The 15,043-nt window shown below is 68.6% G+C and carries 13 protein-coding genes; 3 read left to right on the top strand and 10 right to left on the bottom strand.

The features are described from left to right. Window positions 1-98 precede the first annotated feature (98 nt). Window positions 99-833, top strand: a complete 735-nt coding sequence (locus QF036_RS16945) for an IclR family transcriptional regulator (RefSeq protein WP_307103720.1) — start codon at window positions 99-101, stop codon at window positions 831-833. Here QF036_RS16945 and QF036_RS16950 read toward each other — a convergent pair. The 4 genes from QF036_RS16950 to QF036_RS16965 all read right to left on the bottom strand — a co-directional run bounded on the left by QF036_RS16950 (window position 821) and on the right by QF036_RS16965 (window position 7,547). After that, window positions 821-2,176: an MFS transporter gene (locus tag QF036_RS16950; protein WP_307103722.1), complete on the bottom strand. Its 1,356-nt coding sequence runs from the start codon at window positions 2,174-2,176 to the stop codon at window positions 821-823. The genes QF036_RS16945 and QF036_RS16950 overlap by 13 nt on opposite strands. Window positions 2,177-2,297: 121 nt before the next feature. Beyond that, the gene (locus QF036_RS16955; protein WP_307103724.1) at window positions 2,298-5,360 is read right to left on the bottom strand and encodes an AAA family ATPase; all 3,063 of its coding nucleotides are present in this window, start codon (window positions 5,358-5,360) and stop codon (window positions 2,298-2,300) included. Continuing rightward, complete coding sequence (locus QF036_RS16960) at window positions 5,357-6,547, bottom strand: exonuclease SbcCD subunit D (RefSeq protein WP_307103726.1); 1,191 nt, start codon at window positions 6,545-6,547, stop codon at window positions 5,357-5,359. The genes QF036_RS16955 and QF036_RS16960 overlap by 4 nt, the downstream gene beginning before the upstream one ends. A 55-nt stretch (window positions 6,548-6,602) precedes the next feature. Next, entirely contained in the window at window positions 6,603-7,547 is a 945-nt protein-coding gene (locus tag QF036_RS16965; protein ID WP_307103728.1) for an MIP/aquaporin family protein, read from the bottom strand. Between the two features lie 222 nt (window positions 7,548-7,769). On the opposite strand from QF036_RS16965, the gene QF036_RS16970 reads away from it, so the two are divergent. Continuing rightward, window positions 7,770-8,864, top strand: a complete 1,095-nt coding sequence (locus tag QF036_RS16970; protein WP_307103730.1) for an ADP-ribosylglycohydrolase family protein — start codon at window positions 7,770-7,772, stop codon at window positions 8,862-8,864. Here QF036_RS16970 and QF036_RS16975 read toward each other — a convergent pair. Together QF036_RS16975 and QF036_RS16980 are read right to left on the bottom strand one after the other, a co-directional pair. Beyond that, window positions 8,851-9,393: a DUF4395 domain-containing protein gene (locus QF036_RS16975; protein WP_307103732.1), complete on the bottom strand. Its 543-nt coding sequence runs from the start codon at window positions 9,391-9,393 to the stop codon at window positions 8,851-8,853. The genes QF036_RS16970 and QF036_RS16975 overlap by 14 nt on opposite strands. Before the next feature lie 368 nt (window positions 9,394-9,761). After that, the gene (locus QF036_RS16980) at window positions 9,762-10,766 is read right to left on the bottom strand and encodes an exonuclease domain-containing protein (protein ID WP_307103734.1); all 1,005 of its coding nucleotides are present in this window, start codon (window positions 10,764-10,766) and stop codon (window positions 9,762-9,764) included. 68 nt (window positions 10,767-10,834) lie between these two features. Here QF036_RS16980 and QF036_RS16985 point away from each other — a divergent pair, with 68 nt between their 5' ends. Next, on the top strand, window positions 10,835-11,608 hold the full coding sequence (locus QF036_RS16985) for a VTT domain-containing protein (RefSeq protein ID WP_307105962.1): 774 nt from the start codon (window positions 10,835-10,837) through the stop codon (window positions 11,606-11,608). 105 nt (window positions 11,609-11,713) lie between these two features. On the opposite strand, the gene rdgB is transcribed toward QF036_RS16985, so the two are convergent. The 4 genes from rdgB to murI are packed head-to-tail and all read right to left on the bottom strand — an operon-like array spanning window position 11,714 to window position 15,024. Then, window positions 11,714-12,376, bottom strand: coding sequence for an RdgB/HAM1 family non-canonical purine NTP pyrophosphatase (gene rdgB, locus QF036_RS16990; protein WP_307103735.1), 663 nt, complete (start codon window positions 12,374-12,376; stop codon window positions 11,714-11,716). Between the two features lie 14 nt (window positions 12,377-12,390). Next, entirely contained in the window at window positions 12,391-13,149 is a 759-nt protein-coding gene (gene rph, locus QF036_RS16995) for a ribonuclease PH (protein ID WP_003805875.1), read from the bottom strand. Window positions 13,150-13,204: 55 nt separating this feature from the next. Then, complete coding sequence (locus QF036_RS17000; RefSeq protein WP_307103736.1) at window positions 13,205-14,002, bottom strand: MBL fold metallo-hydrolase; 798 nt, start codon at window positions 14,000-14,002, stop codon at window positions 13,205-13,207. After that, window positions 13,999-15,024, bottom strand: a complete 1,026-nt coding sequence (murI, locus tag QF036_RS17005) for a glutamate racemase (protein WP_373460171.1) — start codon at window positions 15,022-15,024, stop codon at window positions 13,999-14,001. The genes QF036_RS17000 and murI overlap by 4 nt, the downstream gene beginning before the upstream one ends. Window positions 15,025-15,043 lie beyond the last annotated feature (19 nt).

Below are 15,043 nucleotides of genomic sequence, written 5' to 3' on the forward strand. Positions count from 1 at the left end.
TTGAACAGGCAATTCCTATATGGAACGGTAGCCCAACGTGACGGGCCACACAAGCCCTTGCCGCTACCCGCCCCGCTTATCTGCCTAGGATGGACAGCATGACTCCCAACGCCGGTGCCGCAGCGCAGGTTGCGCCCGCCCAGGCCTCCCCGTCGCAGACCCTCTCCCGGGGCATCCGCGCATTGGAAATCCTCGCCGAAGCCGACCGCCCGCTGACCATCGCCGAGCTTTCGGAGGCCATGGGCGTCCACCGCTCCGTCGCCTACCGGATTCTGCGGACCCTTGAGGACCATTCCCTGCTGGTACGCGACGACGCCGGCCGGGTCCAGCCCGGGCCCGGCCTCGCGGTGCTGGCGCGCGGCGTTTCGCGGAACCTGCAGACCGCTGCCCTTCCGGAACTGACCCAGCTGGCCAACACACTGAACATGACGGCCTTCGTGGCCGTGTGGGACCACCAGGACTGCGTGACGCTCGTGACGGTTGAACCCCGGCATTCGGCCGCCACAGTGGTCCAGCATCCGGGGTCCCGCCATCCGATCAGCTCCGGTGCACCCGGCATCGCCATCCAGTCCGCCCTGACGGAGCATGAGTGGAGCCAGCTGGCCCCCGCGGTGCCCTACCGCCCCGAAGCTGGCGAGGCGCGCAAGCGCGGTTACGCGGCAAGCCACGACGAGGTTATCGCCGGCGTTTCCTCGCTTGCCGCACCGGTCCGGGTGCCCGGCGGACGCCCCGCGGCGGTCGCCGTCGTCTACATCCGCTCATCGCAGGATCCGTCCGAGGTGGCCGCTGCCCTGACCGCCAGCGCGGCCCGGATCGAAGGTCAGCTCGCCTGAGCAGACCGCTTCCGGGAACGGACGACGACGGCGGCCGCCGCCCCGAGAGCGGACAGCGCCGCCGCGGCGGCTGCCGAGACGAGGAAGGCGGCTTGGTGGCCCCCTTCCTGTGCCAGCTGGCCGCCGATGGACGAACCAAGGGCGGTGCCCGCGACGATGCCGCTGGCGAGCGCCGTCATCACGGTGGCCAGCCGGCCCGCCGGTGCCACGAGCCCGCCGATGGCAAAGACCGTGACCATGACCGGGCCCACCGGCAGGCCCAGTGCGAGCAGTACCAGCACCATGCCCCAGCCGTCGGTTGGAAGGAACAGCAGGGCCGACAACCCGGCCATGGCCGCCGCCCCGGTCACCCAGCGCGCGGTCACCGGGAAGCCGGCCGGCCAGTAGGCCACCGAGATCGCGGCCGCGGCCGAGCTGATGCCCATGACGGCGTACAGCACTCCGGCCGCCTCTGATGTTGCGAAGCCGGCGGCAAACGCACTCAAAGCTGCCTGTGTGGAGCCGAAAAATGTGCCCATGCATACCATGGCCAGGACCGGAAGTGCCACGGGGCCCAAGCCGGCAAGCCGGCTGCCGGCCCGGGTTTCAGCACTCCCACTGCCCGTACTGCGGGTGCCGGCGGCAGCCCGCCGCGGAACAGACGTGTGGGTACGGTGGACGGCGAAGGCCGGAACGAACGTGAGCGTGAGCGCGGCGGCCAGGGCAAGCGGCAGCCAAGGTGCAACCAGGCTGGCCAGGACGCCCACGAGGGCCGGACCGAGCACAAAGGTCAGTTCGTCGGCCGTGCTCTCATAGGACAGCGCAACGTCCAGATCGGTGCTGCCCCCGGTCCGCCGGCCTTCGGCTGTGAGGGCCATCCACCGGACGCGGGCCAGCGGTCCGACCTGGGGGCAGCTGAGGCCCGCCGCCAAGGCGGCTGCGATGACGCCCCAGGCGGCGCCGACGTCGTGCACCCCGGGAATCAAATATGCGGTGGCGATGACGGCCAGCACGGCCACAACATTCAGGACCGCCGAGATCAGCAGCACCGGGCGCTGGCCGAGCCGGTCGGCCAGCCACCCGAGGATCGGCGCCCCGACGGCCGAGCCGATACCGACGGCGCCGGCAGCGGCTCCGCCGACGGCATACGAGCCGGTGACCGATGTGGCAAGGGTGAGGGTTCCCAGCGTCAGCATCGCGAGGGACAGGCGGGCAAACAGACCTACGGGCAGGAATCCCCTGCCGGCCAGCGCCGGCAGGCGCGCGAAACGGCCGCCGAACTGCGGGGTGCGCGCCTTCGTGCTGGCGGCCGGGGCGATGGGACGGGGGTCGGCGGGTGGTTGGGGCGCCGTTGAAGTGCTCATGTATGCGGGCTCGTTCAGTCGTGCGCATCGTCCCTCCTCCCGATGCGCCGAACCCGGTAACAGTCCCATGATAGTGGACACGTGAGGCCGGGCCCCGGAAGTCCTGACGGCGTGCCCGGGTTCAGACCGTTACGAGTGCATCCACGATATGAACCGTGGAGCCGTTGCGCTGCTTCACCACCTGGAGCTGGCTACCGATGCGCTGCTTCATCTCCCCCACGTGGCTCACCAGGCCGACCACGCGGCCGCCGTCGCGGAGGCCCTCCAGTGCATCCATGACCTGCTCCAGTGCCTGCTCGTCGAGGCTGCCGAAGCCCTCGTCGACGAACAGCGTTTCAATGTCAACACCGCCGGCCTCCTGCTGCACCACGTCCGCGAGGCCCAGGGCAAGCGACAGCGAGGCCATGAAGGATTCCCCGCCGGAGAGCGTCGAGGTGTCGCGGCGGCGGCCGGTCCACTCGTCCACGACTTCCAGGCCCAGCCCGGATTTGGCGTTCCGGGCTGCCCTCGCGTCCGAGTGCTGCAGTGTGTAGCGGCCGTCGCTCATGGCGACGAGCCTTTCCGATGCGGCAATGGCAACCTGCTCGAGCCGTGCCGCGAGGACGTACGCGTTCAGGCTCATGCGGTAGCTGTTGTCACCGGAGCCGCGGGCTGCTTCGGCGAGGCCTTTCAGGACGTCAGCGCGTTCCCGGGGCTCCCGGCCGGATTCAGCGAGTTCCTGATACTCCGCGCGGAGGCGTCCCAGAGTCGTGACGGACTGGCGCGCCATGCCCGCCGCCAATTCGACGTCCTTTGCGGCCCGGGCAGCCTGTTCGGCTTCGGTGCGCAGCAGGTCCAGGTCTGCTGCGGTAACGGCGGAGCCGCTGTCGTGCTCCATGGCTGCCTGTTCCTTTGCTGCAACAACGAGCTCTTCGCTGGCGAACAGTTCCTCCAGCCGTATTTCCTCGTCCCGCCCGGCCTTGACAGCCGACTCCAGCCTCGCCGCCTCCGCGCCCGGCAGCAGGGCCTGGCGGGCCTCGGCGGCCGATGCAAATCCGGCCTCGGGAAGGGCGCGGTCCAGCTCGCTCCGTGCGTCAGCCAGGCGCTCCGCAGCCTGGTCCAGCTGCGACCGGGCAGCGTCAGCCTGTTCGAGAATGCTGACAACCTGGCCGACGGCATCGCTGCGGAGACCAAGGCTGGCGTGGCCGGCACGAAGCGCTTCGAGCGACGATTCCAGGGCGGCGGACTGCCCTTCGATTTCGGTCAGGGCGGATTCCGTCTGCGCCAACTGTGACAGCATGTCCACGCGCACCTGCTCCGTGGCGTCGATGCGTTCGGCCAGTTCCTCCTGCCGGCTCCTGCTGGCCGCCAGGTCGGCTACGGCCGCGGCCGCCTCGGCAGCTGCTTCCCGCGCAGCCCGGGCGGCTTCCTCCGCTTCGGCGGGATCGGTGTCGCCGCCTTGGCTGGCGAGAACCGCTACCAGCTGCCTGGCCTCGGAGAGCTCGGTTTCCAGCGCAGACAGCGCCCTCTCGGCCGCCTCGCTACGCTCCTTGGCTCGTTCCTCTTTCTCGGCGAGCCCCAGGACGGTGTCCCCGGCGGGAACCGGCTCGGGGTGCTCCGGACTGCCGCAGACGGGACAGGGCGCCCCGTCTTCCAAGCGGGACGCCAATTCGGCCGCCGCATTGGACAGCCGTTCCTCGCGGACGTCCAGCCATTGCCGGCGCAGTTCCTGGTGGTGTTCCCTGCCTTTGAGGTGCCGGTCGGTGACGGCGGCGCACCCGGCCGCAGCGATTCCGTAACGCCGAACAACGTCCACCAGCTCGTCGGCGGCTGCCGCCTCCTTGGTGCGCAGCACGGATTCCCCTGCCAGCTGCTCCAGCGGCTGCAGGGCAGCACGCAGCGCCTCCAAATCGGTGCGGAGGGAAAGCAGCCGGTCGGCGTGGTCATCGCCGGCACGGATGAGTTCCTGCCGCCGCAGCGCTAGCCCGGCGGCCCGTGCCTGCAGGCCACCCAGCCTGTCCTCGTCCGCAAGCCGTTCGCCGATCACAGCGGCCAACGCCCGCAGACGCGAAAGCTCCGCGGCCACGTCGACGGAGCCGTGTTCCACGACAGCGCCGCGTTCCATGCCGGCCAGCTCGGAACTGCAGCTCGCTGCCTCCCGCACGCCCGCAGAGGCGAGGTCCATGGCCCCCTCCGCCCGGGCAAACAAGGCCTCGGCGGCAGTCACGGCCTTCAGCTGGCCGCCGAGGAGCTCGGCCCTCCGGTGCAGGTCAAGCGCTGCCCCCGCGCTGGTCAGTCCTGGGGCGGCGGCTTCTGCGTCTGCCCGCCGGCGCAGGGCGGCAGCAAGCTTCACGCGCCTCCCTTCCCTGGCCAGCTCCGCCTCGAGCCGCTCCGTGCATCCGCGGCGCTGCGCCTCGCAGGCTTCTGCGTCCCCGGCCAGTGCCGCGGCGCGCTCCAAGGCTGCAGCCTCCAGCCACGACAGGAGGCCGGGACCGCCGGCAGATTCCGGTGCCGCGTCGGGATCGACTTCGAGCGCCGTGGCCTCCGCCCTGGCCCTCTCCACCAGCAGGTCGAGCCTGCCCTCAAGATCGGCTACTTCCCGCGTGGCCCCGGCGGCCTGCACCGCAAGTTCCCGCTCCACTGCCTCGAAACGTTCGGTTCCGAAGAGCTTCTGCAGCAGTTCGAGGCGGTCAGAAGCCTTGGAGCGGAGGAACGCGGCGAAGTCCCCTTGGGGAAGCAGCACCACGCGGGTGAACTGCTCCCGGTCCATGCCAAGGAGCGCGGTGATTTCCGCCCCGGCTTCGTCGTTCCGGCCGGACTTTTCCACCCATGCGCCTGCCACACGTTCGCGCAGGAGGGTCTTGGCCTGCTGCGTGGTGAACCCGTTCCGCCCGCGGGCGCTGGGCTTGTCCCAGGCCGGCGTCCGGGAAACCTCAAAACGCCTGCCCCGGGCCGTAAATTCGCAGGTCACGCGGGGTTCGGCAGCCGGGTCCGCGTGGTCGCTGCGCAGCCGCTTGCCATCCTGCCGCGCGCCGGGAACGGACCCGTAGAGGGCATAGCAGATGGCGTCCAGCACGCTGGTCTTGCCGGCGCCGGTGGGGCCATTGAGCAGGAACAGCCCATGGGCGCTCAGCCTGTCAAAATCGATTTCCTCGGTTCCGGCAAACGGCCCGAACGCGGAGATTTCCAGACGGTGGATCCTCACAGTGATGCCTCCTGCAGACGCACGTTCTCCAAAGCTTCGGCGAGGGCGGCCTGTTCCGCGGTGTCCGGTTCCCGGCCGCGGACGTGTTCCAGGAATCCGCAGCACACGGCAAGGTCATCCTCTGCCTTCGCCAGCCGGCTGCTGTAGCTCGCGCCGGAGGCAGCGGGCGCCCCCTCCGGCTCGAAACCGAGGACGAGCGTGTCCGGGAACCTGGCACGGAGCCGGTCCATGGCCTGGGCCGGCCGCTGGGCGTCCGTCAGGGTCACCTGGCAGTACGCTTGCTCAGCCCAGGCATGCTCCTGTGACTCCAGCAGCCCGTCGAGCGTTCCCCGAAGGACGGCAAGTTTCCGCGGGGCGTCCCAGAGGACCTCCTCGACGGCGGTGACCCCGGACTCGTCAACGTCTACGAGCCAGCCGCCCTTCTGGTGCTTCGCTTCCGAGAAGGAGTAGGCCAGCGGCGAGCCCGAGTACCGCACCCGCGTGGACAGGGACTGCCGGCCGTGCAGATGGCCGAGAGCCGTGTAGCTGAAGCCGTCGAACAGGTCCAGCGGCACGGCCCCCACTCCCCCGATGCTCAGGTCGCGTTCGCTGTCCGAGCTGATGCCCCCGCTGGCGAAGGTGTGTGCCAGCACTACCGAATGGACAGTCCTGGCTTCGGCCTGCGCGGCGACGTCGGCCCTGATGCGTTCCGTGGCGGCGCGCGTGACTTCGAAGTGGCTGGCGGTGTCCACCCTAAGCTGCTCGGCCACGAGCCGGGGTTCGAGCCAGGGGATGCCGTAGATCGCCAGTACCGGGCCATCATCGCCGTGCTGGTCAGTCCTTGCCCCGCCGAGCGGCAGGATCACGGGGACGTCCAGCTCCTGGAGGCGGGTGCGGAGATGAACGCCGCCCTTCTCCAGAAGCCGGGAGGCGAAGCCGAGCCGGATGGCGGAGTCGTGGTTTCCGCTGGTGAGCACCACCTGGGCGCCTGCCCCGGTCAGCCGGACCAGGGCGTCGTCCAGGAGGTTGACGACATCGACGCCGGGCAGGGCCCTGTCGTAAACGTCACCGGCGATCAGCACGACGTCGACGGAGAGTTCCCTGACCCGGGCAACCAGCTGGTCGACAAAGGCGCGCTGGGCGTCCAGCATGCCGACGCCGTGGAAAGACCGGCCCAGATGCCAGTCGGAAGTGTGCAATAACCGCATATTCATAAGCTAGACGCGGGCACTGACAAAATAGCCGACCCCGCGCTTCGGCGCGTCAGGACTCCTTGCTGCGCTGCCCGTCGAAGAAGTCGCGCGCCTCGTCGCTGCCTGCATCAGCCGGTGCGGCCGCGGGTTGCTCGTCCGGGGCGTCGTCGAAGTCGTCCGTGAGGTCAGACCCGGGTTCCGCCTCGACGTCGGCGTGGTCCGCGTCCGCGGTGGCGGTGGCGGCCCTGGGGTCCCGGGCGTCGGCGAAACCGCGGAAAACAAGGCCGGCAATGCCGGCACCGACGATCGGGGCCACCCAGAACAGCCACAGCTGCCCCAGCGCCCAGCTGCTGCTGAAGAGCGCGGAGGCGGTGGCGCGGGCCGGGTTGAAGGGCGCGTTGCCCATGGCCTGGCCCAGCTGCAGCAGTACGGCAAATGCAAGCCCGACGGCGAAGGGGGCGGCAGCCGCGTTGTTGTTGCGGCGGGCCGTCATGCCAAGGAATACGGCGACCAGGATGGCTGATCCCAGCACTTCGGCGAGCAGCACGCCGGCCATCGACGTCTGGATCACGGAGTGCTCGCCGAATCCGGCGGTGACGGTGTCAAACGCCGTGCGGGCGTCGGGGATGTTGGGCACCGTGCGGAGGATGCCAAACAGCGCGAGCGCGCCCGCCGCTGCGCCGACCATCTGCGCGCCGATGTAGGCCGCTGCGGCAGCGATGCCGATCCGGCCCGCCACCAGGTTGCCCAGCGTGATCGCCGGGTTGAAGTGCCCGCCCGAGATGTACGCAAAGGCCAGCATCGCCGCTGTCACGGCGAGGCCACCGGCGAGGGCACCGGGCAGCGGGTTGGACTGCGGGAGGGTGAAGAGCGGAACGCCCAGCCCGGCGACCACCAGAAAGAGCGTCCCGAACGCCTCCGCTCCGAGCCTGGACAGGAGTCCGGGCCGGAATCCGTCGTCACCGGCAGAAGGCCTCCGGTTTTCGGTCGGGGGGACGGACACAGGGGTGCTCATGGCAGGGGATTCCTTTGTTTCGGTCAGCGGGGAATGCCGCTCGCTTCGGGAGCCGGCCCCAGCAGTCTGGCAGCAAAGTCTGGACGGTTGCTGAATCCGAGCTTATCGTCCGGTGGCCGGACACCCGGCACACAGAGTGGAATGTCACAGCAAGGGTACCGGTTTACAGCAACCGAAATCACAGAGTCGGGGCAAAGCCGGCGGGCAGGTAAATTTGCCTGCATGAGCAATGATCCCGGCCCCACTCCGACCCCCGAGTCCCGCATCCATGGCTGTCTGCTCGGCGGTGCCTTGGGAGACTCGCTCGGCTACGCCGTCGAGTTCGATCCGATAGAGGAGATCCGGCGCCGTTTCGGCGCGGCCGGACTCCGGGATTTTTCCGCGCTCGACGGCGGGAGCCACTTCTCGGACGACACGCAGATGACGCTGTACACGGTCGACGGGATCGTCGAGGCCCTGGAATGGGCCAACTCGGGTGTCGGTGCCGACGCCAACGCCTGCGTGTGGCTTGCGTACCTGCGCTGGCTCGACACACAGGGCGTTCCGGTCCCCGAATCGGCGCCGCGGCCCCAGCCCCGCTGGATTGACGCACAGGAAGTCCTGCGGCACCGGCGGGCTCCCGGCAATGCGTGCCTGAGCGGGCTGGCCACCGGCGAAATGGGAACAGTCTTCCGCCCGGTCAACGCTGATTCAAAGGGCTGCGGAACCGTGATGCGCTCGGCGCCTTTCGGACTGCTTCCGCACATCCCGGCGGAGTCCGTATACAAGTTGAGCGCCGACGCGGCCTCGCTCACCCACGGACATCCCTCCGCCCGGCAGAGTGCGGGCGTTTTCAGCCTGCTCATCCATTCGTTGGTGCAGGGCAGCGGCCTCGCCGAAGCAGCGCAGGCTGCGCTCGCCCGTGTGCTGGCCGATGACGAGGCGGCGCCCGAACTCCGCGAGCGGCTGGAGGCCGCAATCCGGCTCGCAGGCCAAGCCGGACCCGGCACGGTGCTCAGCCCTGAGGACCTGGTCCGTGAACTCGGTGAGGGCTGGGTGGCTGAGGAGGCTCTCGCCGTCGGGCTCTATGCGGTGCTGGCCACTGCCGTCCCGTCAGAGGGAGATGGCGCGCCTGATCCGGTGGCCCATTTCAAGGCCGCCATCGCCGTGGCCATCAACCACAGCGGCGACAGCGATTCCACGGGGTCCATCGCGGGCAACATCTTGGGCTCTTACTACGGGACGGCGTGCCTGCCCGCGGACTGGCTGGAGGCACTCGAAGCCCCCGACGTAATCCGTGGCATGGCCGGGCAGCTGGTTGCCGTCACATCTGCCTGAGCGGAATGTTGTTGCAGGCCTCGCAAATATCCTCGGGGATGAGGCCGCGGCGCTGCAGCAGGCCGAAGATGGCACAGCCGAGGCAGAACCCGGCGAATGCCTCCAGCGAGGCGGCAACGATCAGCACGGCCAGCAAAAGCCACGCGGCCGGTGCCAAGCCGGCGGCCAGCAGGATGGCGGCCGCCGTGGACATTGCGGCGCCGATGCCCTGGGCGAAACGCTTGGGCGGCCCGGGCACCAGCTTGACCCGTCCCAGCCGCGGGGCGAGGACCCGGACCGAAAGCAGGGCCAGTGGGGAAATCCTCGGTCCGAACAGCACCCGGAGCCAGAACCCCAATGCAATGGCCGCGAGTCCCCACCCGAATCCGGTGAGCAGTGTCGTGACCGCCAGCAGGACCACCAACCCGGCGGTGATGCGGGCTGCGTATTCGTTGACCGGATTGGGAAAGGCGAACGCAGCACCCAGTCCGCCTGGTCTGCGCGGTTTCTCAGGAACGCTCAGTTTGCCCAGTTTGCTTGGTTTGGCCATGCGGCAAGGCTAGGAGAGGGACGGCGGCGGGGGAAGCTTTATTGCGCCATATGTACCGGCACGCCGCTGACCCTCCGATGCGTTCAAAAACGCGTCCTCACATCCCGTCGCGTTTACCGCGACCCTTCCTCAGATCCCGTCGCGTTTACCGCGACCCTTCCTCACATCCAGTCGCGTTTACCGCGCGCGACCCTTCCTCAGGACCGGTCGGTGGCCTTATGTGCGCCAGCGACGTGAGGAAGCGTTTGAGGAAACCCTGCAGGACGTGAGGAAGCGTTTGAGGAAACCCTGCAGGACGTGAGGAAGCGTTTGAGGAAACCCTGCAGGACGTGAGGGAACAGGCTGCAGAGCCGGCGGCGGGGTAAGCCTTATTGCGCCATGTGCACCGGCGCGCCGCCCACCATCTGCAGGAACTCCCCCTCGGAAATCACCTCGATGGCCTGGCCGCGGTCGTGCAACTCCAGGACGCGTTTTGCCTTGCCGGTGAGCCGGCCGGAACGCAGGTCGCCGGCCACGAAGCCGTCCCCGACCACCAGGACGCTGGTCCGCGCCGTGACCCGGCTTTCGGGGCGCGCCCCCAGTTCCGCGGACCGCATCTTCGCTTCGGGCCGCGGCATCGTGAGTGAGCCGGTGAACACGACGGTCTGGCCGAAGAGCGGATTCCCGGGTTCGGCGTCGGGATTGGGCTCAGGGTTGGGCCCTTCCTCGGGCCACCCGCTGCGGAACGGCCGGGCTGCACTGCCGCCGGACACGGCGGCGAGTGCTGCGGCGGTCGCCTTGGACAGCTCACCGCTGGAGGGGTCGAACGCCGGCTGCTGCGGTATGGACAGCCCCAGGGAAAGGTAGAGTTCGGCGATGCTGTTGGCCCGGTTGCGCCCCGCGATGTCGATGAGGATGCCAGCGCATGCCCGGGCGTCCTCGGCCGCGTCGTGGTGGTTCACAAGGGGCACGCCCGCTTCCTCTGCGGCAAAGGGCAGGGAATTGGAAACCAGGGAGTAGCAGCGCCGGGACAGCATCACCGTACACACGTAGTCGTATGCGGGGCCGGGAAGCCCCGAGACCTCAAGCCCGGAGCGGATCACCCCGAGGTCGAAGGCAGCGTTGTGGGCCGCAAGGATGTCGCCGCCGATGAACGCGCCGATCTCCGGGAAGAGCTCCCCGAAACGGGGCCGGCCTGCCACCTGCTCGGGCCTGATGCCATGGACGCGGACGTTGTGGTAGTCAAAGGTGTCGTGGTTTTCCGGCGGCCGCATCAGCCACGAGGCCTCCTCGACGATGACGCCGCCACGGACCTTGGTGAGGCCAACGGCGCACGGCGAACCGCGGAAGCCGTTGGCAGTCTCGAAGTCGATCGCCGTAAAGTCCAAACCCACGGGGACAACTGTAGCCCGGCGGGGGCGCGGAACCCGTCAAGTACCCTTGAAACGTGAACTTTAATGCATTGAGCGACTTTGCCGTGCCCGCGCTGGGTGGCGCCGGCCCCGTCCAGCCGCATCTGGCATCATTCCTGCCCGATTGGCTCAACCCCCAGGTCTTCCTCGCCGACCCGGCCCTTGCCCCATGGGTTGTCCTGCTGGTCTGCGGGATCATCTTCGCCGAAACCGGGCTGCTGATCGGATTCTTCCTGCCCGGTGATTCCATGCTGTTTACGGCGGGCCTGCTGGTGGCCACGGACACGATCAAATTCAACATCTGGCTCTTCGCCGCGCTGATCATCGTGTCCGCCATTATCGGCAACCAGACGGGCTATCTCATCGGGTCCAAGGCCGGCCCTGCCATCTTCAACAAGCCGGATTCAAGGCTCTTCAAGCATGAGAACGTCGACAGTGCCCACAAGTTCTTCGAAAAGCACGGCGGCAAGGCCCTGATCCTTGCACGCTTTGTGCCCATCATCCGCACCTTCGTTCCCGTCATCGTGGGCGTCGCCGCGATGGACAAGCGGAAGTTCTTCCTGTTCAACGTCATCGGTGCTGTCCTGTGGGGCGGCGGTGTGACGCTTCTCGGCTATCTGCTGGGCGACAAGGTCCCGTGGGTGCGGGACAACCTCGACATCATCTTCATCGTCATAGTCCTGCTCTCGGTGATCCCGGTGGCCATTGAAGTTCTCCGCGGCATGGCCGCCAAGCGCGAGGCCGTGGCCTTCGGGACAGATCCAGTGGAGGAGTTCATCGAGGAGCACGAGCCCGAGGCCGAGCGCAAAACGAACCTCGACTGACCGGCCGGGCTTCGCCAAAGAGGCGGACACCCCCATTCCAGAAAGGCACCTCAGAACTGAGGTGCCTTTCTGTGTGTGTGTGTGGCTATCGGCTGTCTGCGGAAATTACCGCAGGGCCTCAACAATCGAGGGAAGCAGCGCACGGAACGCCAGTCCGCGGTGGCTGATGGCGTTTTTCTCCTCGGGGCTGAGCTCAGCACAGCTGCGGTCCAGGCCTAGGGGCTCCAGGACGGGGTCGTAGCCGAACCCGCCTTCGCCCCGCGGTTCACGCAGCAGCGTGCCGGCAAGTTGCCCGTACTCCACCACTTCGCGGGCCCCGTCCCCGGATGCCGACGCCGGCACGGCAAGGGCCGCCGCGCACACGAAGGCGGCGCCGCGGTGGCCATCCGGCACGTCCGCCAGCTGGGCCAGCAGCAAACGCAGGTTGGCGTCGTCGTCACCGTGGCGTCCGGCCCAGCGCGCGGAGAATATCCCCGGGGCGCCGCCGAGGACGTCCACGGACAGCCCGGAGTCGTCGGCGATGGCCACCAGCCCGGTGGCCTCGGCCACCGCCCGTGCCTTCAGCAGCGAGTTTTCCGCAAAGGTCACCCCGGTTTCCGCGACGTCGGGGGCTCCGACGGCGGCCGCGTCCACTACCTGCGTGTCGACGTCGAGCCCCGGGACCTGCCCGCGCAGCAGCTCACGCAGCTCCCGCAATTTGCCGGCGTTGCGTGTGGCCAGCACCAGCCGGGGTGCAGGTCCGCCGCCCACAGCGTTGTCCCCGGTCACAGCGTTGTCCCCGCTCACGGCGCTTCGGCGAGGGTCTCACGCTGGATTGCCGCCAGCTGTTCCGTGCCCAGCAGGGCCAGGTCAAGCAGCTTGTTGAGTTCGTCCCGGTCAAAGGGTGCGCCTTCGGCCGTGCCCTGGACCTCCACGAACTTGCCGGAGCCGGTCACCACGACGTTCATGTCGGTTTCGGCCCGCACGTCCTCGATGTATGGCAGGTCCAGCATGGGGATACCGTCGATGATCCCCACGGACACAGCGGCGATAGTGTCGATCAGGGGCTGGGCGTTGCGTGCGATCATCTTGTTCTCACGGGCAAAACGGATGGCCTCGGCGAGCGCAACGTAGGCCCCGGTGATGGCGGCCGTCCGGGTGCCGCCGTCGGCCTGCAGCACATCGCAGTCCAGCACGATGGTGTTCTCGCCCAGGGCCTTGGTGTCGATGATCGAACGCAGCGAGCGGCCGATCAGGCGGGAGATTTCGTGCGTGCGGCCGCCGATCTTGCCCTTGACGGACTCGCGGTCGGACCGGGTGTTCGTGGCACGCGGGAGCATGGCGTATTCGGCGGTCACCCAGCCGCGGCCTTCCCCCTTGAGCCAGCGCGGAACGCCTTCGGTGAGGGAAGCGGTGCACAGGACCCGGGTGTTGCCGAACTCGATGAGGGCCGATCCCTCGGCCTGCTTGGACCAGCCGCGGGTGATGCTGATGGGCCGGAGCTGGTCCGGGGTGCGGCCGTCGGCACGGATGACGGGGGCAGTGGTTGCTTCGGAAGTCATGCCTTTAGCTTATCGATGACGCAGGCGGGACAGTGCCACATCAGACACTGCCAGGTCAGACGGTGTAGTGCACGCCCGCCACGGCCACGGCCACGTCACCGGCAAAGGCGGGACGCGCCTCGGCCATGACCTTGGTCTGTGACGTCCACACCGGAATGTGGGTGAGGAGGAGGCGGCGGGCGCCGGCGGCGGTGGCTGCCTCCCCGGCCCGTTTGCCGGTCAGGTGGACGTCCTTGATGCCGTCGTCGCGGCCTTCCTCGAAGGCCGCCTCGCAGAGGAAGAGGTCGGCGTCCTTGGCCGCCTCTTCCAGCCCCCGGCAGGAATCGGTGTCGCCCGAATAGGTCAGCACACGGGTCACGGCATTCCCAGCGGCGTCCGGCTCAGTCACCTCCACGCGCAGCGCGTAGGCCTCCTCGACGGGGTGGTTCACGGCGAACGGCGTCACCGTGAAAGGGCCGACTGTGACGGACTGGCGCTCGGTCCAGTTGGTGAAGTCGAACTCCTCGTGCATCCCCGGATCAAGGTCCAGCCCGTAGGCAGTTGCCATCCTGTCGGCGGTGGCGGCGGGGCCCCAGACGGGGATCCTTCCCCGGTCCCAACCGCCCGGCTTCCAGCGCACCGCCACGTGCAGGCCGCATAGGTCCATGCAGTGGTCGGGGTGCAAATGTGTGAGGAAAATCGCGTCGATGTCCTCGAGGTCGGTGTACCGCTGGATGGCGCCCAGGGCACCGCTGCCGAGGTCCATGACCACCTTCCAGACCCGTTCGCCGTCGTTGGCGGTCAGCAGATAGCAGGAGGCGGGTGATCCGGGGCCGGGAAATGAGCCGGTGCAGCCGACAATGGTGAGCTTCACAGGAAGGACCCCCCGGGGGCTGCTCCGTTGCCGGCGGCCTGCCCGACGAAGTTGGAGATGCGCGGGCGTGCTGCCGCCTTCCGTGCGGCGGCGATCATTTCGGGGGTGATCCGCGCCAGGCTGCCCGTGGGGTACTGCGCCGCAACGTGGTCCACGTGCTTGACGCTGAGCACCTCGGGCCCGAGGAACCTGCGGGCCAGGGCTTCGAACTGGCCCGGGTCCCCGGTGGCGATGAAGCTGTGCTCCGGCGGGGTTGGGTCCGTCCGTTCGAGGCCGTTGCTGGCCAGCGCCCGGTACACGTCCTTGGCGGTTTCCTCGGCACTGGAGACCAGGGTGACGTCCTCGCCCATGACGTAGGAGATCACGCCGGTCAGGAGCGGATAGTGCGTGCAGCCCAGCACCACGGTGTCCACTCCCGCTGATTTCAGCGGCTCCAGGTACTCGCGGGCGATGTCAAGCAGTTCCGGCCCCGTGGTGATGCCGGCCTCCACATACGGCACGAACGCCGGGCAGGCCACGGACGTGATCTCCAGGTCAGGCGCTGCGGCGAAAGTGTCCTCGTAGGCCCGGGACCCGACGGTGGCGGAGGTGCCGATCACGCCTACCCGGCCGGTGCGGGTCGCCGCAACGGCGCGGCGCACGGCCGGCTGGATCACCTCGATGACCGGAATTCCGTAACGCGCCGTGTAGCGTTCGCGGGCGTCCCGGAGCACCGCGGCCGACGCCGAGTTGCAGGCGATGGTGAGCAGCTTGACGCCGGAGTCCACGAGTTCGTCCATGACACCGAGGGCGTTGGCGCGCACCTCCGCGATGGGCAGCGGCCCGTACGGGCCGTGGGCGGTGTCGCCGACGTAGAGGATGGATTCGTTCGGCAGCTGGTCGATGATCGACCGCGCCACCGTGAGGCCGCCGACCCCGGAGTCGAAGACGCCGATCGGCAGCGATCCCACATTAACGCCGTCGGCCGGTGCGGACTCCGCTGCAGCTCCTGCTGCCGGATCCATGCTCGATGCTGAAGTCATGATTATTTGAGGATAGGTC

Origin of the sequence: Arthrobacter globiformis (genome assembly GCF_030817195.1) — a bacterium.
Taxonomy (GTDB): domain Bacteria; phylum Actinomycetota; class Actinomycetes; order Actinomycetales; family Micrococcaceae; genus Arthrobacter; species Arthrobacter globiformis_D.